The organism is Micromonospora sp. NPDC047548, from assembly GCF_040642975.1.
Lineage (GTDB): Bacteria > Actinomycetota > Actinomycetes > Mycobacteriales > Micromonosporaceae > Micromonospora.
The window spans coordinates 163398-186176 of the sequence record NZ_JBEYTI010000012.1 but is presented as its reverse complement, the minus strand read 5'-3'; the positions used below and the strand labels follow the sequence as shown (position 1 = coordinate 186176).

The window sequence follows — 22779 nt, the reverse complement described above, 5'->3', positions numbered from 1 at the left end:
TCAGGCCGGCTACCCGTCGTCGCCTTGGTAGGCCATCACCCCACCAACAAGCTGATAGGCCGCGAGCCCATCCCAGGCCGAAAAACTTTCCACCACCAGACATGCGTCCGACGGTCATATTCGGTATTAGCCCCGGTTTCCCGGGGTTATCCCAAAGCCTAGGGCAGGTTGCTCACGTGTTACTCACCCGTTCGCCGCTCGAGTACCCCGAAGGGCCTTTCCGCTCGACTTGCATGTGTTAAGCACGCCGCCAGCGTTCGTCCTGAGCCAGGATCAAACTCTCCAACAAAAACTTGTTGAAAACATGTCCTGACAACAAAAGTGTTGCCAAAGGAATCCCAACCAGCCGAAACCGAAGCTCGACCAGTCCGGGGTATCAAACAATTTGGCACTGGCTTATCAAGCACCCTGTTGAGTTCTCAAAGAACAACCACACACCATCTAGAAGCTCTACTCCGTAGAACCCCCGTCCGGGGCATTTCGTTCGTCCGTGTCCGCCGCTCTCGCGCCGGGCACTTTTACTACGCTACCCGGTGATATCCGCCGTGTCAAACCGCTCTGTCGCGATCCGCACCACTTCCACCACAATTCCGGGCACCACAATTCGACCGGCTTGCGCCGAGCGCTTCGTGGATTTCAGCAGGCCGGCCGCTCGCGGTCACCCGCGCAGTCGTCCGTTTCCCTGCCGGCCGAGAACCTTACCCGGTCGGTCTCGCCTCACCAAATCGACCCCCAGGTCGATCCGGGGCACCGCCCGGGCCATGTTCCGGGGGTGCAACCCCCGCAACCAGATGTTTCTCTCGCGCTTCCGGCCTTGCAGGCTTTTCGCCTGTTTCGTCCGTTCCGCGCTGGCAGAGAGAAAGTTACGCGGCCCGCGAGTTGATCGTCAAATTGGCGGCGTGCGTCCCCCGTCACATCGCGAATGAGCAACTGCTTCCGGTGCCCACCCGTACTCCAGGCAGCGCCAGCCGGAGCCGGGGGCTGACGCCGCCGTCCCGGTAGGCCCCGCTCTGCCGTGCCGCGCTCACAGCTGGAGGACCACCGGACGGCCGGCGGGGCGGGTGCCAGGTCTACTGCTAGACGGCGCCGTCGAAGAGGTGGCCGTCGAAGAGGTGGCGGAAGGCCTTCTGGTACGCCTCGGTCATTCGCAGGTCGAGGATGCCGGGATCGAGGTGGGTGCCCAGGCCCGTGGAGTCCGCGCCTGGCGGCCAGGGAACCAGCCTGCCGGCTGACCGGGCGACGCCCTGATCGAGGGACGGCACCGTCGGGCGCGGGAGTCGTCCGCACCGGAAGCCGCAGCCGGCGACGCCACCGACGGGACAGCGACCCTCACCCGTCCCGATCACCGGGGCGGCCCTATTGTCCAGGGCCGGACGACGGTAGCGTTGCGCCACATCATGGCCCGTGGGCGTTCATCCGCGTGGCGCTCGCACAGTACGGAGGGTGCTGCATGTCCAACGGCGAGGAGCCGTTCGCGCTGCGTGACGACGTGGCCGGGCGGCCGCATTTCGAGACCGCCCTGCGCGGATTCGACAAGCGGCAGGTGGACCGGTACGTCGAGCAGACAGACGGTCAGCTCGCGACGCTGTCCACCGAGCGGGACCGGGCGGCGAGCCAGGTGCACGGCCTCACCACGCACATCCAGCGCCTGCAGTCGGAGCTGACCGAGCTGCGGCAGCGGCCCGCGCAGGTGGACCGGGCGTCCTTCCGGGACCTGGGCCCGATGGTGGACCAGATCCTGGCGCTGGCCGAGAAGCAGGCCGGGGTGATCACCGAGTCGGCGACGCAGCGGGCGACCAGCCTCCAGACCGAGGCGGAGAAGGTGCTGGCCGAGGCGCGGGAGCGGACCGTCCAGGCGCTGCGGGACCTGGACGAGGAGCTCTCCGCCCGGCAGGGCGAGCAGGACAGGGTGTACGAGGAGCGCCGGTCGGCGGCTGAGCGGGAGCTGGCCGAGATCCACGAGCGGGCGGAGAAGCTGCGAGCGGAGGGTGAGGCCGCGCACGAGCGTACGCAGCAGGAGGCGAAGCGGATCAGCGAGCAGACCGCCAAGCAGATCACCCAGACCCGTACGGCGGCGGAGGCGCTGACCAGGGCGGCCCGGACCCAGATCCAGCAGGAGATCCAGGCGGCGCGGACGCAGAGCCAGCAGGAGCTGGCCCAGTGGCAGGCCACCGCCGAGAAGGAGATCGCCGAACGGCGGGCCGCCGCCGAGCAGGAGCTGTCCGAGCACCGGGCGGCGGCCGAGCAGGAGCTGACCAACCAGCACAGCGCCGCGGAGCAGCAGATGCAGGCGCTGATCGCCGAGGCGCAGCAGTACGCCACCGAGGTGCGTCAGCGCGCCGACGAGCAGATGGCCGCACAGCAGGAGCAGCTCACGGCGGTGCAGCAGGAGACCGCGGAGCGGCAGCAGGCGCTGGCGCAGGTGAGCGAGGAGTTGGAGACCGCCCGGCAGCAGCTCGCCGAGATCCAGCAGGAGGGCGACACCACCGAGCGGGACCTGGTCCAGACGCAGCGTCGTCTGGAGGAGGCGCGCCGGAGCCTGGCCGCGGAGACCAAGCGGCTGGACGAGGCGCGGCAGGCGGCCGAGTCGGTCGAGCGGCACGCCAAGGACGTCCGGGCGCGGGTGCAGCGGGAGGCCAAGCGGGTGGCGGACCTGGCGGCCGCCGCGGTGATGGCGGCCGCGGCCGGTGGCGGGGAGACCGCCGAGTACCCGATGTTGGCCGTCCGTCCCGGCGGGGAGCGGCCGGCGGACGCGACGCCGGAGGAGCCCGAGGCCGAGCGGCCGGCAGCCGACCGGCCGGTGGCCGTACGGCCCGCCCCCGAGCCGTACGTGCCGGCGGCGGCGCACCGGCCCGAGGTGGTCCCGAGCAGCTGAGCGGGGGCGGGGCGGCGGCCCCGGTCAGGGCAGGACGACGTTCTTGCCCCGGGCGTGGCCGCCCCGCACGTGCCGGATCGTTGCGCCGGCGCGACAAGCGGCGATCAGCCGAATCCGCTATCCCTGGTCGTAGACGGTGACGGCGATGTCCCGCACACCGAGCGTGCGGACGATGATGGGCTCGATCCGGCTCCAGGTGCCGCCGGCGAGCCCGCAGCCGATACGCGGCATGTGCACCGACGCCCCCAACGCCTGGACCTGGTCACCGAGCGAGGTCAGGCAGCGTTCGACGGCGTCGTACCGGATCGGCGGACCACCGCTGCCGGCCCGGATCCCCCGCTGGCCGACCATGTTCGCCACCCACACGTCCGGAGCGACCCGCACCAGGCGGACCGCGCCGAGCCCGAAGTCGTTGCGCGCCCGGTGCCGGTGCCAGTCGCGGTAGTCCCGTTCCGGCTCCGGCCAGCGACGGGAGACGGCCAGCACGAAGCCCCTGCCCCAACCGCCGAGGTCGTTGCAGAGGTGCGCGATCACCTTACGGCCCTTGGCCTGCGGGCTGGTCGCGTCGCCCTTGATGACTGTCAGTGGGGTCACGGCGGCCATGATGGCAACCGGGTACGACGACCGGACAGCCGTTTTCGGAAGCGGCCTCAGCTGCCGGCCGCGATCTCCGCCAACACCCGCCGCTGGAACGCCCGGGCCTGTGCGCCGCTCGGCGGGACGCCACCGGCGCGCGCGGCGACGCAGCGCCCGATCAGGTCGCTCTCGTAGCCGGCGTCGGCCAGCCGGCGGCCGGCGGCGACCTTCGACAGCCACACCCCGTCCCGGCTCTTCACCAGCGCGCGGCAGGCGCCCAGCACCGCGTCCTCCGCGCCGGGGGCGGGCGCGTCGTCGGCCGGGGTGGGCAGGGCGAGCCACCAGCGCAGCGCCTCGACGAGCAGCCGGCGCAGGTCGTCCGAAGCGAGGCCGGCGAAGACGTCGACGGCGGGCGGACCGAGCAGCGCGTACCCGTGCTCGTAAAGGATGTCGCGGTCCAGGCCGTACCAGAAGCGGCCGTCGGCGGCGGGCCGCTCGGCGGGGTCCCAGGTGGCCCGGAACGGCATCCGCGCCCCGGTGTTGAGCTCGACCTCGAAACCGGGCTCGGGGGTGCCGGAGCCGGCGACCGCGCGGGTGTAGGCGACCAGTTCCAGGCCGCGCGCCGGGCACGGCAGCGCCTCGTGCCGCAGCCGGGCCACCAGGTCGCGCTTGCGTCGGGCGTCCAGCGGTCCCGCGACGACCAGTGCCACATCAACGTCGCTGCGGCCCGGCTGGTAGGCGTCCATGCCCACCGAACCGGCCGCGTACGCGCCGGTCAGGTCACCACCGAGAACGTCCCGGGCCGCTTCGACCAGGTCGTCGAGATAACGCCGTACGGTCGGCTCCATGCCCGCCATCCTGCCCCGGCCCCGTCGGCGGGCCGAGCGCCGCCCCGGTACCAGGAGGACCAGCGGTCGGGGTGTCATCGCCGGCAGGCAGGTGCGCTGTGAGGCCCCGGGGTGGGCGGTGCGCTGGCACACGGGTTACCCGCCGCGGGCGGTCGACCGGCACGACGTCCCGCTGCTCTGCGGGCGGTTCGCGATCGATCTGGCCGAGGGCTTCGCCTGACACCGGGTCGGCAGCGGGCACCGCTCAGGTCGGGTCCACGCCCCTGCCGCTCCCATCCCGGATGATCGCCTCGCCCTTGACCAGCCAGGCGACGCCGAAGGCGAGCACCGCGACCGTCTCGCACCAGAAGAGGGGCTTGACCGCCTCCTGCACCGCGTCGGGGAGCAGGGTGCTGGCCGGCGCCAACGCCACAGCCGCCACGATGATCGCGCCGCAGCCGCGGTAGACGCGGTTGCGGGCCAGCTTCTCCGGGGTGACCGGGACGACGGCCGGGTCGGTCCGGGTGAACAGAAACAGGCAGAAGCCGGCCAGCAGCAGGAACAGGGCGGCGGCGCACACCTGGTGCACCCGGCCGACCAGGACGTCGGTGGCGCTGACCGGGCCGTCCTGGGCGCCCGCGGCGGTGGGGAACAACGCCACCGCGATCGCCAGCGCCCCCGCCACGCTGCTCACCACGTCATCGAGGCGCCGGTAGCGGTAGCAGATCAGGAAGACGCCAATGGCGCACATGCTGCCGACGAAGACATCCCGCATCCCCGTGTGGTACGCCCCGCTGATCGAGTCGAGCAGCGTCACGCGGCCGGCGAACAGCGCGTTGCCGATGGTCACCACGAACGGCATCGCGAGGCCGACCACGCCGATGCCGAGGCGCAGGCGACGGACGGTCAGCATGTCCTGTGACGGGGCCATCGCCCCTCCCGTGGGTCGCTCCTGGCTCAACTGTCCGCCTCCGGGCAGCACACCGTCAACACCCCCGGCACCGCCCGGACCTTCAGCCGGGTCGTCTCCGGGCGCGCGCCGCCGTCCAGCTCGTACGTCCTGGGCGTGGCGAAACGGACCTTCACCTTGCGGCCCCGGGTGATGCGCACGAACGGCGAGTCCTCGGAACGGCCGGCGACCATCCGGCCAGGGTGCGCGCCCAGTCGATCGCGCCGCTGGCGGTGGAGACGCCGATCTCCAGGGCGCCGTCGTCCGGGCGGGCGTGGTCGGACGCGGGCACTTCCTGCCCGGCCGGCCGACGGCGGGCAAATCACGGCTGGCGCGGCCGCAACACCTGGGACACACTTGAGGCCCGACACCGAGGGACGGGGGCATGACAAGCTCCATGCAGGGCGATGCGGCGGCGGCTTTCGTGCGGGAGCTCACGCACTGGCGACACCAGCGCCGACTGTCCAAGAAGGAACTCGCGGAGCGGACCGGCTTTGACCCCTCGTACGTCAGCCACATCGAGCACGGCCGGCACCAGCCGACCGAGGAGTTCGCCCGCCGCGTCGAACTGGTGCTCGACAGCGGCAACCGCATCTGGCAGCGGTACGTCGACTTCGCCGGCGCGCGCGGCCACGGCCGGCTGCCCGCCCCGGGTCCCAGCGCCGTGCCACCGCCCGCCGGGCCGCATCTGGTGATCGACGACGAGCAGGCCACCCTGTCCCTGGTCGACGGCTGGTACGAATGCCGGTTCCGGCGGGTCCTGCACAGCGTCGGCACCGAGCCGATCACCCGGCACACCGTGCAGATCGACATCGACCGGTTCCCCGACGACCCGGGCCGCTCCACCGCCTTCCACAGCCGCCACCCGCTCACCCTGGACGAGGTCGCCTTCACCGCCACCATCGGCGCCGACCGGCCGGAACCGATGCGCTGGCGGGTGACCCGCAGCCGGGACGCCTTCCTGAAGATCGCCCTGATGTTCGACACCGGCGGCGCGCCCGTGCCGCTCTACCCCGGGCAGCGCACCGTGCTCGACTACGCCTACCGGGTGCCGGTGTGGAAGTACGGCGACTGGCTGCAACGCGACATCCGGCTGCCCACCCGCTGCCTCGCGATCCGGCTCGACCTGCCCGCCGCCGCCCGGCCCACGGTCTGGGGCAGCGAGACCTCGTTCACCTCCGAGACGACCGCGGACGTCGTCCCCCGCCACCAGGAACGTGAGGGCGTCGTCGCGTACGACTGGCAGGTGCCCCGGCCCCGGCTGCGCGGCCAGTACCGGCTGCACTGGCGCTACGGCGACCCGCGCGCGGCCGGGGCGGGCGCCGACGCGCCCGCCGGCGAGTGGGAGCCGGACGCCCGGGTGGAGGCGTGCTGACCGGGCGACGGGGCCGGCCCTTCCGCCTCCCGCTGTGCGGCGTGTCGCGGTATCCCGGCCGATCGTCACCACGACATGCCGGCAAACAGCGGCGCGCGCGGGCGGGGCGGGCGGAAGTTTCAGGAGAAGGGACCGGACGGGTGTCGTTTCCGACAGATCCGGCCGCATGTCGATGCACTCCGTAGCGACGCGACCGGCCCGACCGTTAGGCTCAAATGCTGAGTGAGGTCGTCCCAGCCGGATCAGCGGCTTCACCCGCCGGGTTACGCACGTTGGCTGAACGCAGCACCGGAAGGCAGGCTGGAGTGACCCGAGATGGCGAGCCAGGGGCCGAATTCGCCCGCCGCGCGGACAACAAGCGCGTGGCGTACGAGGTCACCGGCGCGCCCGACGGTTTCCCCGTCTTCCTCCTGCACGGTACCCCCGGCAGCCGTCGGGGCCCGAAGCCACGCGGCATCGTGCTCTACCGGCTCGGCGTCCGGCTCATCGCCCACGACCGTCCCGGCTACGGCGACTCCGACCGGCGGGAGGGCCGCGACGTCGCCGACGCCGCCCGCGACGTCGAGGCGATCGCCGACCAGCTCGGGCTGGAGCGGTTCGCGGTCGCCGGCCGCTCCGGCGGCGGCCCGCACGCGCTGGCCTGCGCCGCCGACGGCGCGTTACGTGGCCGGGTGACCCGGGTCGCGGTGCTGGTCAGCTTCGCCCCGTCCGACGCCGCGCGGCTGGACTGGTTCGCCGGAATGAACGGCGACAACGTGCGCGGCTTCGGCGGCGACGGCAACCGCGACACCGCCTCGCTGATCGAGCAGATCCGGCGCCGCGCCGCCCGGGCGATCGAGGACCCGAGGTTCCTGCTGGAAGAGTTGATGGTGGAGATGAGCGCGGCGGACCGGCGAGCGGTCAACGACGCGGCGCTGCGGCGGCTCCTCACCGACACCTACGAGGAGGCGCTACGCGCCGGCCCGTACGGGTGGATCGACGACGTGCTGGCGTTGCGGCGGAGCTGGAAGTTCGACCTCGGCGCGATCGACACCGCGGTGACGCCGGTGCGGCTGTGGCACGGCGCGGAGGACACCTTCGCCCCGGCCAGCCACGCACGGTGGCTGGCCGGGCAGATCCCGGGCGCCCAGGTCGAGGTGCAGCCCGGCGCGGCGCACTTCGACGCCGTGGAGGAGCTGCCGCGCATGCTGCGCTGGCTCACCGACGTCGACGCGCCGGTGGGCCGGGACGTGCTGATCGGCAGCCGGCCCGATCAGTAGGGGTGCGGGTCGATGACCCGGCGCACCAGCCGGCCGTCGCGCAGCACCACCACGCTGGGATGGCGCTGCCCGATCCGGTCGGCCAGCCGGTCGGCGATCCGGGTCCGCCCGATGCTCACCAGCCCGCCCGAGGCCATCTGGTGGACGACCTCCAGGTTGCCCAGGCCGCGCAGGCTGTCGGGATGTTCGGGGCCGAGCACGTCGACCATCCGTTCGACGACGGCCCGTAGCCGCGCCCGGCCCTCTTCCAGCTCACCGGAGTAGATGTCGAAGACGGCGACGTTGTTCGCCGCCGCCATGACGAACGGGTGCCGCTCCTCCAGCGCCGCGCGCAGCGCCTCCGCGGCGGACTCGGCGAGCGACCGGGCGGTGCCGGTCTCCCCCGCGTCCCAGGTCGCCACCGCCAGGTTGTTGCGGCAGACCAGCGCGTACGGGTGATCGGCGCCGAACACCTGGGCGAACATCTGCCCCACCTCGGCCAGCTCGGCCCGGGCCCGGCCGCCCTGGCCCTGAAGCATCAGGTTCGCGGCGCGGCTCAGCCAGGCGAACAGGGTGTCCGGGCTGACCGGGCCGAAGCTGGCCCGCAGCCGCTCGTAGGCGACGTCGAGCAGCTCGGCCGCCTCGTCGATCTCCCCGGTGCTGCGCAGCGACACGGCCAGGTTGGCCTGCGCGACCAGCGCGTCGCGGGACTGCTCGCCGAAGAGCCGGCGGTAGCCCTCCACCACGGCGCGCAGCAGCGACACCGACCGCTCGTACTCGCCGACCTCGCGTAGATCGCGGGCGAGGTTGCTGGCGGAGAAGAGGGTCCGCGGGTGGTCGGCGCCCAGCACCAGCCGCAGCCGGCGGTAGGTGCTCTCGTCCAGCTCCCGGGATCGGGCGAACTCACCCATCAGCTGGTATGAGGCGGCGAGGTTGTTGGCGGCGACCAGGGTGCGGCGGTTGTCCTCGCCGAACACCTCGACCGAGGCCGCGTAGGTGCGCAGGTCCCGCTCCAGCGCCTCCCGGTAGCGGCCGAGGGCACGCAGGTCGCCGGCGTAGCTGCCGGCCGTCATGAGCGTGTACGGGTGGCTGGGGCCGATCAGCTCCTCCTGCTGGCGCAGGGTGTCCTCGTCGAGCTGGCGGGCCTCCTCGAAGCGGCCCAGGCCACGCCGCAGGTTCGCCCAGTTGAACCGCAGGTGCAGCAGCTGCACCCGCAGCGCCCGGTGCGGCGAGGAGTCCGGTGAAAGCTCCTCCAGCCGCGTCGACCAGGTCTTGTCCGCCTGCCGGGCGTACTGCTCGCCCTGCTCGAAGCCGCCGTTGAGGTAGATGTAGCGGATCCGGTCGATGACCAGCTGGCGGACGTTGTCGTCCTGGCAGGAGACGGCGTCGGAGCCGTCCAGGTGCGGCCAGAGGATGCGGAACCGGTCCTGCACGGCCGGGTCCTCCACCTCGCCGGAGGGACGGGAGCCGGCGAGGATGCGGTGCACGTCGTGCTTGATCTCGTTGAGTTCTGTGTCGGACATGCGGACCCGCAGGGCGGCCTGGAGCAGCCGATGCACCTGCACCCGCTGAGCGTGCAGGTCCACCTTGATCAACGCGAGCCGGTTGATCCGCTGCACCAGCGCCGCCGAGATGTCCCGCTCGGACACCCGGTCGGCCACCCGCGCCGCCACCATCGGGTCGTGCGGGGCGATGACCCGGGCCACCTGGTCGCCGTAGAGCAGGTCGAGGGAGATCTCCGGCGCCAGCACCGAGGCGAGCTGGAGCAGCCGGTACGCCCCGGCGGACTGCTCCTTGAGCCGCTGCAGGGAGTGGCCCCACACGTCGGTCTCCGGGCCGGTGCGTTCCAGCCCGGACAGGTAGTCCCCGACCGGGGTGCCGGTGTCGGCCAGCCAGGCGCCGGCCATCGCGACCAGGATCGGGATGTTCTCCACCGCCTCGGCGACCTGCTCGGCCTCGGCGACGCTCATCAACTGCTGGCCGATGCGGGCCCGCAGGTGCGCCACGCTCTCCGCCCGCTGGAACGCCTCCACGTCCACCGCCCGGGCCAGGTCCCCCCAGTCCGGGTTGCGGGTGGTGACCAGCACGTGGCCGTTGCCCTGCGGCAGGAAGTCCTTGACGTGCTCGTACTGGTCGGCGTTGTCGAACACGAGCAGCCACCGCGGCGGTTGGCCGCCGTCGTCGTGGCGCTCGGCGCGGCTGAGCCACTGCCGCACGGCCCGGGTCTTCTCCGGGATGGTCGGCAGCTCCGGCAGGCCGAGCTCCCGGCCAAGGTCGGCCACCTGCACGTCCACGAACTGCGGCGGGTCCGCGTCGATCCACCAGACGATGTCGTACGCCCCGCGGAAGCGGTGCGCGTACTCGATGGCCAGCTGAGTCTTGCCGATGCCGGCGCCGCCGAGCAGCGCCACCGGGGTGCGGTCGCTCGCGCCGGCCTTCAGCTCCTCGCGCAGCCGGCGCAGCAGCTGCTCCCGCCCGGTGAAGCGGACGTTGCGGCCCGGTGGGTTGAACACCTCCGCCCCGACGGCCGGGTACCGGGCCCCGGGCAGGCCCCGCCCAGCGTCGCTGGTCGGCCGGCCGACCAGCTTGAGCAGGTGCTCGGTGGCCGCCTCGGCGCCCCGGTTGTGCACTGAGGTCCAGCTGCCGACGGGGACGTCCGGGGCGGGCGCGGTGTCGTCGAGGTGGACGGCGAGCGTGGACCCGCCCCGCCCGGCGACGTCCGGACCGAGCCGGTCCCGCGCGGCGACGTACGCCCGGGAGACCAGCCTCAGCTCGCGGGAGGCGGTGTCGGCCTTCACCGGCGCCGGGGCACCCGGCGGGACGGTCAGCACCCGCAGGTCCGCCGCGGTGAGCACCGCCTGCACCCACTCCGCCCAGGCCTGGTCCTCGGCGGCGTGCCGCAGCACGATCAGCTCGTCGGGAACCGCCGGCTTGCGCTCGAAGCGCTGGACGGCCTGCCGGCGCAGCGCCTCGTCGAGCCGGGGCAGGGCGGTGATCCGGCCGTTGGTGATGTGACTGGTCAACGTCTCGTACGCGGACAACAGGCTGGTGCGTCCGCCGGGCTCGTCACCGAAGGTCGCCAGCGTCTCCTCGTACGCGTAGTACGCCCGGTAGGGCACCTCGACGGTCAGCCAGTACTCCTGGCGTTCGGCGTCGGTCATGCCGCTGGGCAGGCCGGCGAAGCGCTGCATCGCCAGCGTCCGGCCCGCGTCCCGCTTGCCCTTCTCCCCGTCGTCGACCCGCATCGGCACCGGCAGCACCCGCCGCGCGCGGCGCCCCTCGTACCCACGGACCCGGCGGGCGACCGCCGCGGCGCCGTCGATGCCCTGGTCGCTGAGGGTGAAGCAGTCCACCAGCACGTCCGGCAGGTGGATGGTGCAGATCTCGGCGACGTCGCTGATGCCGGTGCGGCTGTCGATCAGCGTGTAGTCGTAGTGCCGCTTCATGTCCTCGCGCAGCGCGTCGAAGAACTGCGCGCCGCCGAGCCGGTTGTAGAAGTTGTCCCAGTTCAGGCTGGTGACGCTGGTGGCATAGTCGGGGTTGTGCCGGCCGGCGAGCAGCAGATCGAGGCTGCCGCCGCCGGGGAACTCCCAGCTCACCGAGAAGGCGTACTTGTGCACCCGGGCGAACTGGCGGTGCCAGTCACCCGGGCGGGCGGCGGCGTCGGACTCCGCGCGCCGCCGGGCGTTCTCCCACTCGTACTCCAGGATCAGGTCCATCACCCCGCCGGTGGACGCGACCTGCTCGGGGTCGAGGAACGGCGCGTAGAACCGGTGCAGGCCGGGGGATTCCAGGTCCCAGTCGGCGACGAGCACCCGCTGCCCGTTCGCGGCCAGAATCCAGGCGGTGTTGGCCAGCGCCATGGTGCGGCCGGTGCCACCCTTGTATGAGTAGAAGGTGACGACCTGGCCCTCGCGCGGTCGCGTCATCGGTCTTCCTTCCCTCGCCCCACGTCTGATGCACCGGCCGGGCGCAGGCTCGGCCGGGGCACGGCCGGGCCGTCGGGCGGATCGACCGGCCCGTGCCGGAGGAACTGCTTGCGGGCCTCGATCACCAGCTGCGGCGCGCAGCGTTCGAACTCCGCGATCTCCCGCACCGGCAGCACCTGCGGAAAACGCGCGTCCTGCAACGTACCGGCGATCGCCTCGGGCGTCGTCTCGCCGCGCTCACCGTCGGCGGCGATGACCAGTGGCACCGTCCAGCGGGGCAGCGCACCGACGGCGTCGCGCGCGGCCTCGGCGCCGATGGCGGCGTCCACCAGCACGACGGTGGGGCACCGCGGCGCCTGGGCGCGGGCGTCGGCGAAGGCGACCACCCGGGTGGACAGGCCCAGCCGCTCGGCGGTGGCGGCGACGTAGTCGGCGACGGCCAGCTCGTGCTGGTCGCCGTACGGCCGCCAGCGCGGCCCGTTCGGGGTGAGCGTGGTGACCACCAGCGCGATCTCGCCGCTGTCGGCCACCGGGCTGCTGGTCACCGTCGCGGCGCGGGACGGAGCGAGCGGCTCGCTCTCCGCCACCGCGATGATCCGCTCGGCGAGCACCGCCAGGATGCTCTCGTACTGCCGGCGGTAGGCGCTGAGCTTGCACAGCGCCCGCAGCCCGTTCTCGGCGTAGTCGGCGCGCTCGGCGGCGTCGCGGACCAGCTCCAGCGCCTGCGCCGTCTCGGGCCGCTCCTCCCAGGGCGACAGGGGCAGCCAGAGCACCGGCACGATGTGCCGCGCGGCCCGGCCGGGCGCCAGCCGGGCGAGCCGGCCGCGGAACGAGTCCCGCTCGCCGACCGCCCAGGCGTTGCTGAAGTACTTGGGCGAGTAGAGCGGCACGAAGACGTGGGCGACGCTGAGCGCGTCGGTGAGCGTCTGCTTGAGGTCGGCGCCGGGGCTGACCAGCCCGTCGAAGAACCCCACGTCGAACTCGCCGGTGCGGTGGGCGCCGCGCCGCACGGCGGCGCCGAGATCCTGGAAGAACCGGTTGACCCAGAAGTCGGTGTCGGGGCGGGCCGCCGCCGACAGCGGCACGGAGTGGGCGTAGCTGAGGAAGAAGTACGTCTGCCGGCCGGCCACGGCGGCTGACGAGGAAATGTCAGACCAGGTCATGCCCGACCTCCTCGAACGTCTCGCGGAGCTCCCGCATGTCGGCGGGGACCTGCGCCTGCACCCAGTGCGTGTGGTACGCCCTGGCGACGCGTTGCGCCAGGCGCCACACCACCGCGTCGTAGGCGTCCTTGCCGTTCTTGCCGAGGCTCAGCAGGCCGTAGATGCCCTCGTCGTGGTATTGCGGGGCGATGTCCGAGGGTAACCGGGTGGGAGTGAACATCTGCCGCTGCGACACGACCGGCGGCACCCGCTGCCGCTCCACCACCGACCAGTTGACCGGGATGATCGGGGTCTCCCCCGGCGTGGCCGCCGCGCCCGGGCGCAGGGTGAACGGGCGCCGGGCGAAGGCGTCCCACTCGCGGGCGCACCAGGCGCTGTTGAGGTACTGCGGCGAGATCAGCGGGATGAAGACCTGGCTGTGGCCGGCCGCGAAGGCCAGGTCCTCCGTCCACAACTGCCCACCGTCGATCATCCGGTCCATGAAGCCGGCCGGGCGCCCCGGCGGCAGGCCGAGCAGCTCGACCACGTGGTCGGAGAGGTCGACGAAGAGTTGGAACACCTTCCGGTTGGTGTCCCGCGGGGGCGCGGCGACCCGGTTCTTCGTCCGGGCGTAACTGAGGAAGAACACGGGCGCCCCTGGGTCGACCCGGAACTCCTCCTCGCTCACCTGCCGCTCCCGCCCGACGTGGAACACTCTGGACAGTCCACAGTATCGACGTACGCAATGCCGGGGTGTCCCCGTCACCCGCGCGGGCGTCGGTCGGCCGGTGGGCAGCGACCTCGGCGGCATCGGGGGTCACGACCAGCTGTCCAGCGTGTTGCGCATCCGGTGCGCGAACCGCTCGCCGGCGGCGGTCAGCGCACCGAGGTCGAGCAGCGCGTCAAGGGCGCCGTCGGTCCAGTCGCGGTAGCGGCGGAAGGTGGCCGCCGCAGCGCCGCCGGGCCGGCGACGCCACACGTCGGCGACGGCCAGGTGCGCGTACGTGCCGTGCAGGACGCCCTCCACCGGCCGGGGGTCCGCCCGCCAGGGCACGGGCAGCCGCCGCCGGTCGTGGCGGTCGAACAGGTCGCACACGTCCAGCACCGCGTGCAGCTTGAGGTGCTGCACCTCGTGCACCAGCAGCACCGCCAGCGCCGCGTCGTCGGGGGCCGGGGCGACGGCCACCGCCCCGAAGGCCGCCCCGGCGGTGGCGCTGCGCTGCATCCCGCCCTCGTCGGCCCGCAACGGCACGACCGCGCGCAACAGCGTCCGTACGCCCGGGGCGTACCCGCCGGCCTCGACGTCGACGCGGCGCAGCGCCCGGCCCAGCTGCCGGGTCCACCCGTCGGCGGCGGCGGCCGGCAGCCGGGGCGCGACCGGCAACTCGTAGCAGTCCCGATACGGGTCGGTGTCCTCCAGCAGCACGTGGTGCCCGTCGCCGGCCGCCGCCCGCACCGGCCGCCACCCGTCCGGGACGCCCGCCCGGTCAGGCCGTACGGTGATCCGACGCCCGTCGAGGCGCACGATGAAGCCACCGTCGTGAATGGACAGCGAGGCCGTCCGGTCGTCGGCGTCGACGGCCAGCGCGCCGAGCGTGGGCAGACTCAACACCCCGTCGCGGACCGGGACGCTGAGCTCCGCGGCGGCTCCGGCGCGGAGCGCGGCGGCGGCCGCCACACACGCCAGGTACGACAGGTCGGCCGTCGTGTCGTCGCGGCACCGCTGGGCCCACCGGCGGACGAACGGATGCTCCAGCACGGCGCGCACGGCGTCGGGCGCAGTCACGTCGAGGTCGACCAGCAGCTGCCAGCCGGCCGCGGCCGGCTCGTCGCGTGCCGCATGGGGGCTGAGGTCGACCAGCAGCGCGCGCACCAGCCCGAGGTGGACCGCGGCGAGCTGGCGGGCCGACTCCACGGTGCCGTAGCCGGAGCCGAGGTCGTCGAGCACCGTACGGCCCAGCGAGTCGGCGGGCGGCCGCTCGGCCGGCACGTCGGCGGGCGTCATCGCACGGATCAGTTCCTTGAGGTCGGCGCAGTAGGCCGAGGGGTTGTCGAAACCGGTGTCCGGGCGGTACCGGTGGGCGAAGAGCCCGCCGCCGCACTGCCGCACGACCTCACAGGCACGGCAGGTGGCGCAGAGGCCGGCCAGGCCGGTCTGCCGGATGGCGATCATCGGGTGGGCGGCGGCGTCGTCCACCCGGTGGCGGAAGACGTCCAGCCCGGTGGCCGGGGCCCCGTCGTAGGCCGACTTGAGGGAGTCCACCTGCTCGAAGGTCCCGTCCGTCTCGATGACGACCAGGTCGGCGAAGCCCAGCCCGACCGCCTCGGTGCGGGTGGCGCCGCCGGACGCGGTGGCCAGCAGGGACTCCAGGAGCCGGATCGGCACCGGCCGCCCGTCGGCCAGCCAGCGCCGGTGGACGGCCAGCAGCCAGTCGGCGTACGGGGTGGGTACCCCGTCGGGGCGGACCGGCGGGCGCTCCCAGTTGGCGTGCGGCAGCAGGAAGTCGATCTGCGGCGGCTCCTGGGCCAGCAGCGCCTGGTAGACCGCGACCGGGTCGTTGGCCAGGTCGATGGTGCACAGGATGCCCGCGTAGCTGGCGCGGTGTTCGGGGCGGCGCAGCAGGGACAGCCCCCGCAGCACGGCGGCGTGGCTGCTCGCGCCGCTGGCATAGCGGCGGTGCAGGTCGTTGGCCGCCAGGTCGCCGTCGAGGGAGATGCCGACCTTCACGTCGTACGCGACGAGCACGTCGCAGATCTGCGCGGTGAGCAGCACGCCGTTGGACTGCATCCGCAGGTCGAGCCGGGCCACCGGGTCGATCCGCCGGCGCAGCTCGGCGGCGGTGGCGGCCAGGCCGTCCGCGCCGGCCAGCAGCGGCTCGCCGCCGTGCAGGACGACCCGGACGGTGTCGAGCCCGTGCGCGCCGGCGTGTTCGGCGATCCGGCTCGCCGCCCGCTCCACCGTCGACGCCGCCATCACATGCGGCTGGCGGCGCCAGGACTGGTCGGGATGCTGGTAGACGTAGCAGTGATCGCAGGCGAGGTCGCAGCGGCTGGTCAGCTTGAGCACGTACTGGCTCAGCGGGCTGACCCGCCCGGTCGGCTTCCTGCCCGGCCCGCCAGCGTCAGATCGAAGAGCCGAAGCCTGCGACATCGACGCCGGTCGGGCGGTCCACCCTGCGGTCGTGGGTACGGGCAACGGCGCGCGCCCGGGAGAGGGAGATCTGGCCGAGCGGCGTGTGCCGCAGGTCGTCCAGCGGAGGCGAGTGCGGAGTCGGGGTCGGGTCGGGACGGACAGCGATGCGATCCACGTCGGTTCCCCCAGTTACGTTGATGGTCGGTGGACATCCACGGTCAACGGCACCATCGAAGATAATATATTGCACCCGCTGTGATGTCACTGCTGCGCTGCGCCATCTTCCTCGATCATCTTCGCCATCCATCCCTCGTTCGACAGCGAGATGATCCGCTCGGCCTCGGCGACGAACGCGTCGTCGTCGGTCCACCCCTGCCCGGACTCACGGGTCACACACAACCGAGTGAGCTGGTCGGCCGTCCGGGCAAACTCGATCTGCTGGTGCTCGTACTGCTGCGCGGCCGAGTAGCCGACCAGGGCGGTCGTCACGGTCGCCGCGACACCGAGCCACGCGGTCAGGCCCAGGCCGTCGCCGAGCACCCCGACGGTCGCGGCGAGCAGGGCGCCGGCCACCGTCACCGCCGTCGCGGCGTACCGCACGCGCGCCGCCAGCCGCGCCATCCGCTTCGCCGTCGGCGCGTAGTAGCCCTCCACCTGGCGCCGCACCCGACCGGCCAGGTAGCTCGGCACGTCGCGGATGTCGGGCAACGGCCGGACGACCGGCGCGACCCCGACCGTACGCCCGACCAGGTCGCCCGCGTCGTCCAGCAGGGTGTCGGCGCGCCGCAGCAGCACCCGGTCGCGGTCGGCGCCGCCGAACGGCGCCACCCCGGCCAGGTAACGGTGGACGTCGGCCTTCAGCGCCTCCGAGACCGACCGCAGCCGGGTCCACGCGTGCACCGACTCCCGCGACGTCCACCGCGCCGCCACCGGGACCAGCAGCAACGCGGCGGCGGCGAGGATCGCCAGACATCGGCTGACCGTCCGGTGCGGGTCGCCGAGCTGCGTGGCCAGGGAACCGGCGACGGCGGCGCCGACGGTGAGGCCGGCGACCGTGCGGCGCGCCCGCACGACCCGGCGCCGCTCCGCCCCGGCGGCCTGCGACCACACACCCTGCCGTTGCCAGACCATGGTGACCGCCGCCGACGCATCGAAGTTCGCCACGACCGCATGGTAGGTCAGCCACGCCCACGGCCCGCTGCGGCGCTGCCCGAGAACGGGCGGTCGCCGCCGCCGGCGGCGCGGGCGTCGCTCCGCGGGGCCGTCACACCTGCCCGGCGTAGAAGCCGTAACGCGCCAGCGGTTCCACGATGCTCTGTTCCTCGTACGACAGGTGCGACAGCAGCGTGTCGGTGAGCAGGTCCACCGCCTCCTGCAACTCGGTGAAGTCGTCCGGGTCGCGGATCAGGTTGACCAGGGCCCGGTCCACGCCCTCCACCACCTCGTGGATGACCACGTGCTCCTGCTCCAGGCGGTCGAGCACGGGCCCCAGCCCGGCGTCCGAGCGCCGCAGATGCGGGAAGATCGAATTGTCCTCGAGCCCGTGGTGCTGCGTCACCACGGTGCAGTACGCGGCGCAGTACGCCCCGAGCGTCCAGTTGTTCTGCCGCATGGTCATCTCGTTGAGCGCCGCTCGGGCGGCACCGGCCGATACGACGCCCCGCCGGACCTGCTGGAGCAGGTCGCGCACCTGCCCGAGTTCCTGCCGCAGGTGGTCGTGCACGTCGACGAGGTGCGCGCCGACGGCCTGGGCATGCGGGGTGTAGACGTGCCCGGCCGGCGCCGGCGGGGCGACCGGGCGGGTGGACTCGTCCCACAGTCGGTGGCCGGTCAGCCGTACCGCCGGATCGGGGGTGGGGGCGACGGCGAGCGTGGTCGCAGCGCCGGCCTCGACCACCTCGCGCTGTTCCTCGACGGCCTTGGCGCGGGTGCCCGGCTCAGCGCGTTCGGAGGCGACGAGTTCCCGCACCGCGGGCGCGACCTCCTGGGCGAAGATCTGGATCGCGGTGGGGTCGTCGGTGCCGAGGATGAACCCGGACGTGCCGTGCTCCAGGGCCAGACCGGCCACCTCCTCGACCCACTGCTCCGGTGGCCCGGCCAGGAAGCCGGAACGGGCCCGGGTGAACCGTCCGGAGAGGTTGAGCAGCCGTCGCACCGACCGGGGATCCCGCCCGGCCGCCGCGGCCCCCTCGTCGACGAGCGCGTTGAGGTCGACCAGCTCCGCCGGCCCCTTGGGCAGGTACGCCAGCGACGGCAGCCAACCGTCCGCGGCCCGACCGACGAGCCGCAGCATCCGTGGCTTGTACGCGCCGACCCAGATCCCGACCTGGTGCGCGGGCGCGGGTCCCCGCTTCGCGCCGACCACCCGGTAGTGCTCGCCGTCGACGCGGACCATGCCGCGCCGGTCGGCGGCCCACACCTCCCGGATGACCCGGATCGCCTCGTCCAGCGCGTCCACGGCCTGAGCGGGGGTGAGCCGCCGGCCCCCGGACGCCTCGATCGCGTCCCAGAACGCGCCGGCGCCGAGGCCCACCTCGACCCGGCCGCCGGTGAGCCGGTCCAGGCTGGCGACACTGCGCGCCAACACCACCGGCTGGCGCAGCGGCAGGTTCAGCACGTTGCCGGCCAGGCGGATGCGGCTGGTCGCCGCAGCCAGGAACGACATCAGCGTCCAGGTGTCCAGGTAACTCGGCTGGTAGGGGTGGTCCTGGAAGGTGGCGAGGTCGAGGCCCACCTGCTCACAGAGCTTGGCGAGGGCCACCACCTGCTCCGGTCGGTCCGCGGCGGGGGTGAGGAAACTGCCGAAGAGGAGCTCATGCCCGTAGTCGGTCATCTTCGCCCCGCCCCTTCCGCCCGATACCGGGCCGCGTGCCGATGGGCTCACCACCGGACCCCGCCACGCTAGCCCGGGGCGGAAGGGCACGAGCGACGGTCCCGGCGAATCGGCGGCGCTCGTCACAGCTGTACGCCCGCAAACGGGATACGGCCGGGCGCGAAAGCCGTTTGCCGGTGGATCCGGGTCGCTGTCAGGATCGCCCTCAGCGGTAGAGCCGCCGGCCAGGGACCGGCAGGACGCCGGTTCGAGCCCGGTCGACGGATCTCCGCCCTTTCCACCGCCCGACGGGCCTGACCGGTGCTGGCCACGATGGACACCTGCCAGCCGGAACCGGGCCGTTCCGGCCAGGTGAACGGGTATCGACCTCGGCCTGGCGCACTTCGCGGTCCTCTCCGACGGCACTCAGGTGGCCGCGCCGAACTTCCTGCCTCGCGCGGCCCGCGAGCTGCGCCGGCTGCAGCAGGACCTGTCCCGCAAGACAAAGGGATCGGACAACCGCAAGAAAGCCGTCGTCAGGGTGACCCGCGACCATCCTGGTCAGCGGGGTGGAGGACAGCTCGCTGCAGACGTCCCTCGTGGTGGACGACACCTCGCTCACCCTGAGCGGATCCGACCCGTACCACCGGCGGTCGATCGTCGCGTCCCGCGGCGGCCGACCGCCGTCTGCCGGCGACCACCGCCGGGCTCCCGGCCCGTGCCGCAGATGCGGCCGATTCCTCGCCATCCCCCTCTGGTACGCGAGGGAAGCCGTCGCTTTCGCCATGCATCCGCGAAGCGCTAGGGTGACCGGGTGACCGTGTTCCGGATCAGTGAGGCCGCCGAGCTGCTGGGCGTCAGCACCGACACGGTGCGGCGCTGGGTGGACGCCGGGCGGCTGGCGGCGACCCGCGACGAGCACGGCCACCGGCTGGTCGACGGCGTCGAGCTGGCCGGCTTCGTCCGGGCCCAGGCCGCCGAGCCGGACGGGCGGGCCGAGTTCTCCTCGGCCCGCAACCGGCTGCGCGGGATCGTCACCGCCGTCATCCGGGACACGGTGATGGCCCAGGTCGACATCCAGGCCGGCCCGTTCCGGGTGGTCTCGCTGATGAGCCGGGAGGCGGTCGACGAGTTGGGCCTGGAGGTCGGCTCGATCGCCGTCGCCGTGATCAAGTCGACCACCGTCGTGGTGGAGCGGGCCGCGCCAGGCGGCCCCCGAGAAAGGAACAGCCGATGACGAGGATCCGCGCCGCCCTGACCGTCCTGCCGATGGTGGCCGCCCTCGGCCTCGCCGGCTGCGGCAGCAGCACCGACGACGGCGGCAAGGGCGAGACCGGCGGGATCACCGGCACGGTGACCGTCTTCGCCGCCGCGTCCCTGACCGAGTCCTTCACCACCCTCGGCCGGCAGTTCGAAGCCGCGCACCCGGGCGTCCGGGTCACCTTCAACTTCGCCGGCAGCTCCGCCCTGGCCACCCAGATCACCCAGGGCGCCCCGGCGGACGTGTTCGCCTCGGCCGCCCCGAAGAACATGGCCACCGTCACCGACGCGGGCGCCGCCGACGGCTCCCCCACCGTCTTCGCCCGCAACCAACTCGTCATCGCCGTGCCGAAGGGCAACCCCGGCCGGATCACCGGGTTGACCGACCTGACCAGGCCCGGCGCCAAGGTGGCGCTCTGCGCCGAGCAGGTGCCCTGCGGAGCGGCCGCGACCAAGGCTCTCGACGCGGCGGGCGTGAAGCTGACCCCGGTGACCCTGGAGCAGGACGTCAAGGGCGCGCTGTCCAAGGTGACGCTCGGCGAGGTCGACGCCGCGCTGGTCTACCGCACCGACGTCCGGTCCGCCGCCGCCCAGGTCGACGGAGTCGAGTTCCCCGAGTCGGCCGGCGCAATCAACGACTACCCGGTCGTGGTGCTGAAGGACGCGCCGAACCCGACCGCCGCCCGCGCCTTCGTCGAGCACGTCCGCTCCGACCAGGGCCGCGCGGTGCTCACCGGTGCCGGCTTCCAACCGCCGACGGGGTCGTGACCGCCGTACGGGACGCCCCGGCGCCGCGCACCCGGCGGCGGCCCGGTCGGCGGGTGCCGGTCGCGCTGCTCGTACCGGCCGCGCTGGGGCTGCTCTTCCTGGTGCTGCCGCTGGCCGGGCTGCTGGCGCGTACCCCCTGGGCGACGCTGCCGCAGCGGCTGACCGCGCCGGGTCTGCTCACCGCGCTGTGGCTGTCGGTGCAGTGCGCCACCCTGGCCACCCTGCTCTGCCTGGCCTGCGGCGTACCCCTGGCCTGGCTGCTGGCCCGGGTGGAGTTCCCCGGCCGGCGGGTGGTGCGGGCCCTGGTCACCGTCCCGCTGGTGCTGCCCCCGGTGGTCGGCGGCGTGGCGTTGCTGCTGGTCTTCGGCCGTAACGGCCTGCTCGGGCAGTGGCTGGACAGCACCGTCGGCCTCACCCTGCCGTTCACCACCACTGGCGTGGTCCTCGCCGAGGCATTCGTGGCGATGCCGTTCCTCGTCATCGCCGTCGAGGGCGCGCTACGCGGCGCGGACAGCCGCTACGAGGAGGCCGCCGCCACCCTCGGCGCCGGCCGGTGGACCACCTTCACCCACGTCACCCTCCCGCTGATCGCCCCCGGCGTCGCCGCCGGCGCGGTGCTCTGCTGGGCCCGGGCGCTCGGCGAGTTCGGCGCGACCATCACCTTCGCCGGCAACTATCCCGGCCGCACCCAGACCATGCCGCTGGCGGTCTACCTGGCCCTGGAAACCGACCTGGACACGGCGATCGTGCTCAGCCTGATCCTGCTCACCGTCTCGGTGGCGATCCTCGCCGGGCTGCGCGACCGCTGGATCGGCAGCCCGTGAGCGGCCCGCTGCTGGACGGCCACCTGGTCGTCGACCGGGGCGCCTTCCACCTCGACGTCCGGGTACGCGTCGCCGCCGGTGAGGTCGTCGCGCTGCTCGGCCCGAACGGGGCCGGCAAGACCACCGCCCTGCGCGCCCTCGCCGGGCTGCAACCGCTCACCGCCGGACACGTCCTGCTCGACGGCGCCGACCTGGACCGGCCCGACCGGGGACGCTGGGTCCCGCCGGAGCGTCGCCGCGTGGGCGTGGTGTTCCAGGACTACCTGCTCTTCCCCCACCTGAGCGCGCTGGACAACGTCGCGTTCGGCCCGCGCCGGCAGGGCCTCGACCGGCGGGCCGCCCGCGAACAGGCGGCCGGCTGGCTGGACCGGGTCGGGCTGTCCGAGCACGTCCGACGCAGGCCGCGGCAGCTCTCCGGCGGCCAGGCCCAGCGGGTCGCGCTGGCCCGCGCGCTCGCCGTACGCCCGAGGCTGCTCCTGCTCGACGAGCCGCTCGCGGCGCTCGACGCCCGCACCCGGCTGGACACCCGGGCGCACCTGCACCGGCACCTGGCCGACCACGACGGCGCGACCCTGCTGGTCACCCACGATCCGCTGGACGCGCTCGCCCTGGCCGACCGGCTCGTCATCGTCGAGGACGGCCGGGTGGTGCAGGAGGGGGACGCGGCCACCGTCACCGCCCGGCCGCGCACCGACTACGTCGCCCGGCTGGTCGGGCTGAACCTCTACCGGGGCCGCGCCGACGGGCACCGGATCCGCCTCGGTGACGGCTTCGCCCTGGCCACCGCGGACCGGCTCGACGGCGACGCCTTCGTGGTCTTCCCGCCTGCCGCGGTCGCCCTGCACCCGCAGCGGCCCGAGGGCAGCCCCCGCAACACCTGGCCGGCCACGGTCGCCGGGGTGCAGCGGCACGGGGACAACCTGCGGGTGCAGCTCGCCGGCGCGGTCGCGGCCGCCGCCGACGTCACCCCGGCCGCCGCCGCCCAGCTGCGCCTGGTACCCGGGCAGCGGGTGTGGGCGGCGGTCAAGGCCAGCGAGACCCGGGCGTACCCGGCCGGGCCCGCGTAGCCGG

General features: G+C 73.5%; 21 protein-coding genes and 1 rRNA gene. 9 read left to right on the top strand and 13 right to left on the bottom strand.

The window, feature by feature from the left end:
• Window positions 1-289: ribosomal RNA gene (locus ABZ807_RS15795) — 16S ribosomal RNA — on the bottom strand; the annotation flags it as partial.
• Between the two features lie 787 nt (window positions 290-1076).
• On the bottom strand, window positions 1077-1262 hold the full coding sequence (locus ABZ807_RS15790; protein WP_357157373.1) for a hypothetical protein: 186 nt from the start codon (window positions 1260-1262) through the stop codon (window positions 1077-1079).
• A gap of 188 nt (window positions 1263-1450) precedes the next feature.
• Between ABZ807_RS15790 and ABZ807_RS15785 the strand changes: the two genes are divergently transcribed.
• Complete coding sequence (locus ABZ807_RS15785) at window positions 1451-2875, top strand: hypothetical protein (RefSeq protein ID WP_357157370.1); 1425 nt, start codon at window positions 1451-1453, stop codon at window positions 2873-2875.
• 117 nt (window positions 2876-2992) lie between these two features.
• On the opposite strand, the gene ABZ807_RS15780 is transcribed toward ABZ807_RS15785, so the two are convergent.
• Window positions 2993-3478 carry a macro domain-containing protein gene (locus tag ABZ807_RS15780; RefSeq protein ID WP_357157367.1) on the bottom strand — a complete coding sequence of 162 codons (486 nt, stop codon included), beginning with the start codon at window positions 3476-3478 and terminating at the stop codon, window positions 2993-2995.
• Window positions 3479-3525: 47 nt separating this feature from the next.
• Complete coding sequence (locus tag ABZ807_RS15775) at window positions 3526-4299, bottom strand: nucleotidyltransferase domain-containing protein (protein ID WP_357157364.1); 774 nt, start codon at window positions 4297-4299, stop codon at window positions 3526-3528.
• Here ABZ807_RS15775 and ABZ807_RS15770 point away from each other — a divergent pair.
• Complete coding sequence (locus ABZ807_RS15770) at window positions 4298-4519, top strand: hypothetical protein (RefSeq protein WP_357157361.1); 222 nt, start codon at window positions 4298-4300, stop codon at window positions 4517-4519. The genes ABZ807_RS15775 and ABZ807_RS15770 overlap by 2 nt on opposite strands.
• A gap of 24 nt (window positions 4520-4543) precedes the next feature.
• On the opposite strand, the gene ABZ807_RS15765 is transcribed toward ABZ807_RS15770, so the two are convergent.
• Entirely contained in the window at window positions 4544-5209 is a 666-nt protein-coding gene (locus ABZ807_RS15765; RefSeq protein WP_357157358.1) for a DUF998 domain-containing protein, read from the bottom strand.
• Window positions 5210-5235: 26 nt separating this feature from the next.
• On the bottom strand, window positions 5236-5421 hold the full coding sequence (locus ABZ807_RS15760) for a hypothetical protein (RefSeq protein WP_357157355.1): 186 nt from the start codon (window positions 5419-5421) through the stop codon (window positions 5236-5238).
• Window positions 5422-5612: 191 nt separating this feature from the next.
• Here ABZ807_RS15760 and ABZ807_RS15755 point away from each other — a divergent pair, with 191 nt between their 5' ends.
• Both ABZ807_RS15755 and ABZ807_RS15750 read left to right on the top strand, forming a co-directional pair.
• Window positions 5613-6602, top strand: a complete 990-nt coding sequence (locus ABZ807_RS15755) for a helix-turn-helix transcriptional regulator (protein ID WP_357157352.1) — start codon at window positions 5613-5615, stop codon at window positions 6600-6602.
• A gap of 305 nt (window positions 6603-6907) precedes the next feature.
• Window positions 6908-7861 carry an alpha/beta hydrolase gene (locus tag ABZ807_RS15750; protein ID WP_357157349.1) on the top strand — a complete coding sequence of 318 codons (954 nt, stop codon included), beginning with the start codon at window positions 6908-6910 and terminating at the stop codon, window positions 7859-7861.
• Here ABZ807_RS15750 and fxsT read toward each other — a convergent pair.
• From fxsT to ABZ807_RS15715, 7 genes are all read right to left on the bottom strand, one after another.
• Window positions 7855-11769, bottom strand: coding sequence for an FxSxx-COOH system tetratricopeptide repeat protein (gene fxsT / locus ABZ807_RS15745; protein WP_357157346.1), 3915 nt, complete (start codon window positions 11767-11769; stop codon window positions 7855-7857). The two genes, ABZ807_RS15750 and fxsT, sit on opposite strands and share 7 nt — an antisense overlap.
• A complete protein-coding gene (locus tag ABZ807_RS15740; protein WP_357157343.1) occupies window positions 11766-12932 on the bottom strand; it encodes a TIR-like protein FxsC in 1167 nt (388 codons plus the stop codon). The genes fxsT and ABZ807_RS15740 overlap by 4 nt, the downstream gene beginning before the upstream one ends.
• Window positions 12919-13599, bottom strand: a complete 681-nt coding sequence (locus tag ABZ807_RS15735) for a TIR-like protein FxsC (protein WP_357157340.1) — start codon at window positions 13597-13599, stop codon at window positions 12919-12921. The genes ABZ807_RS15740 and ABZ807_RS15735 overlap by 14 nt, the downstream gene beginning before the upstream one ends.
• Window positions 13600-13728: 129 nt before the next feature.
• Complete coding sequence (locus ABZ807_RS15730; RefSeq protein ID WP_357157337.1) at window positions 13729-16062, bottom strand: FxsB family cyclophane-forming radical SAM/SPASM peptide maturase; 2334 nt, start codon at window positions 16060-16062, stop codon at window positions 13729-13731.
• On the bottom strand, window positions 16034-16219 hold the full coding sequence (locus ABZ807_RS15725; RefSeq protein WP_357157334.1) for a hypothetical protein: 186 nt from the start codon (window positions 16217-16219) through the stop codon (window positions 16034-16036). Before ABZ807_RS15725 ends, ABZ807_RS15730 begins: the two co-directional genes overlap by 29 nt.
• Window positions 16220-16305: 86 nt before the next feature.
• A complete protein-coding gene (locus ABZ807_RS15720) occupies window positions 16306-17208 on the bottom strand; it encodes a DUF4231 domain-containing protein (protein WP_357157331.1) in 903 nt (300 codons plus the stop codon).
• Between the two features lie 100 nt (window positions 17209-17308).
• Window positions 17309-18877: an LLM class flavin-dependent oxidoreductase gene (locus tag ABZ807_RS15715; RefSeq protein WP_357157328.1), complete on the bottom strand. Its 1569-nt coding sequence runs from the start codon at window positions 18875-18877 to the stop codon at window positions 17309-17311.
• 361 nt (window positions 18878-19238) lie between these two features.
• Between ABZ807_RS15715 and ABZ807_RS15710 the strand changes: the two genes are divergently transcribed.
• Genes ABZ807_RS15710 through ABZ807_RS15690 form a run of 5 tightly spaced genes read left to right on the top strand, consistent with a single transcriptional unit; the run spans window position 19239 to window position 22775 of the window.
• Window positions 19239-19661, top strand: a complete 423-nt coding sequence (locus tag ABZ807_RS15710) for a transposase (RefSeq protein WP_357157406.1) — start codon at window positions 19239-19241, stop codon at window positions 19659-19661.
• Between the two features lie 9 nt (window positions 19662-19670).
• On the top strand, window positions 19671-20093 hold the full coding sequence (locus tag ABZ807_RS15705; RefSeq protein ID WP_357157325.1) for a TOBE domain-containing protein: 423 nt from the start codon (window positions 19671-19673) through the stop codon (window positions 20091-20093).
• A complete protein-coding gene (gene modA / locus ABZ807_RS15700) occupies window positions 20090-20884 on the top strand; it encodes a molybdate ABC transporter substrate-binding protein (protein WP_357157322.1) in 795 nt (264 codons plus the stop codon). The genes ABZ807_RS15705 and modA overlap by 4 nt, the downstream gene beginning before the upstream one ends.
• Window positions 20881-21708 carry an ABC transporter permease gene (locus ABZ807_RS15695; RefSeq protein WP_357157319.1) on the top strand — a complete coding sequence of 276 codons (828 nt, stop codon included), beginning with the start codon at window positions 20881-20883 and terminating at the stop codon, window positions 21706-21708. Before modA ends, ABZ807_RS15695 begins: the two co-directional genes overlap by 4 nt.
• Window positions 21690-22775 carry an ABC transporter ATP-binding protein gene (locus ABZ807_RS15690; RefSeq protein ID WP_357157403.1) on the top strand — a complete coding sequence of 362 codons (1086 nt, stop codon included), beginning with the start codon at window positions 21690-21692 and terminating at the stop codon, window positions 22773-22775. Before ABZ807_RS15695 ends, ABZ807_RS15690 begins: the two co-directional genes overlap by 19 nt.
• Window positions 22776-22779 lie beyond the last annotated feature (4 nt).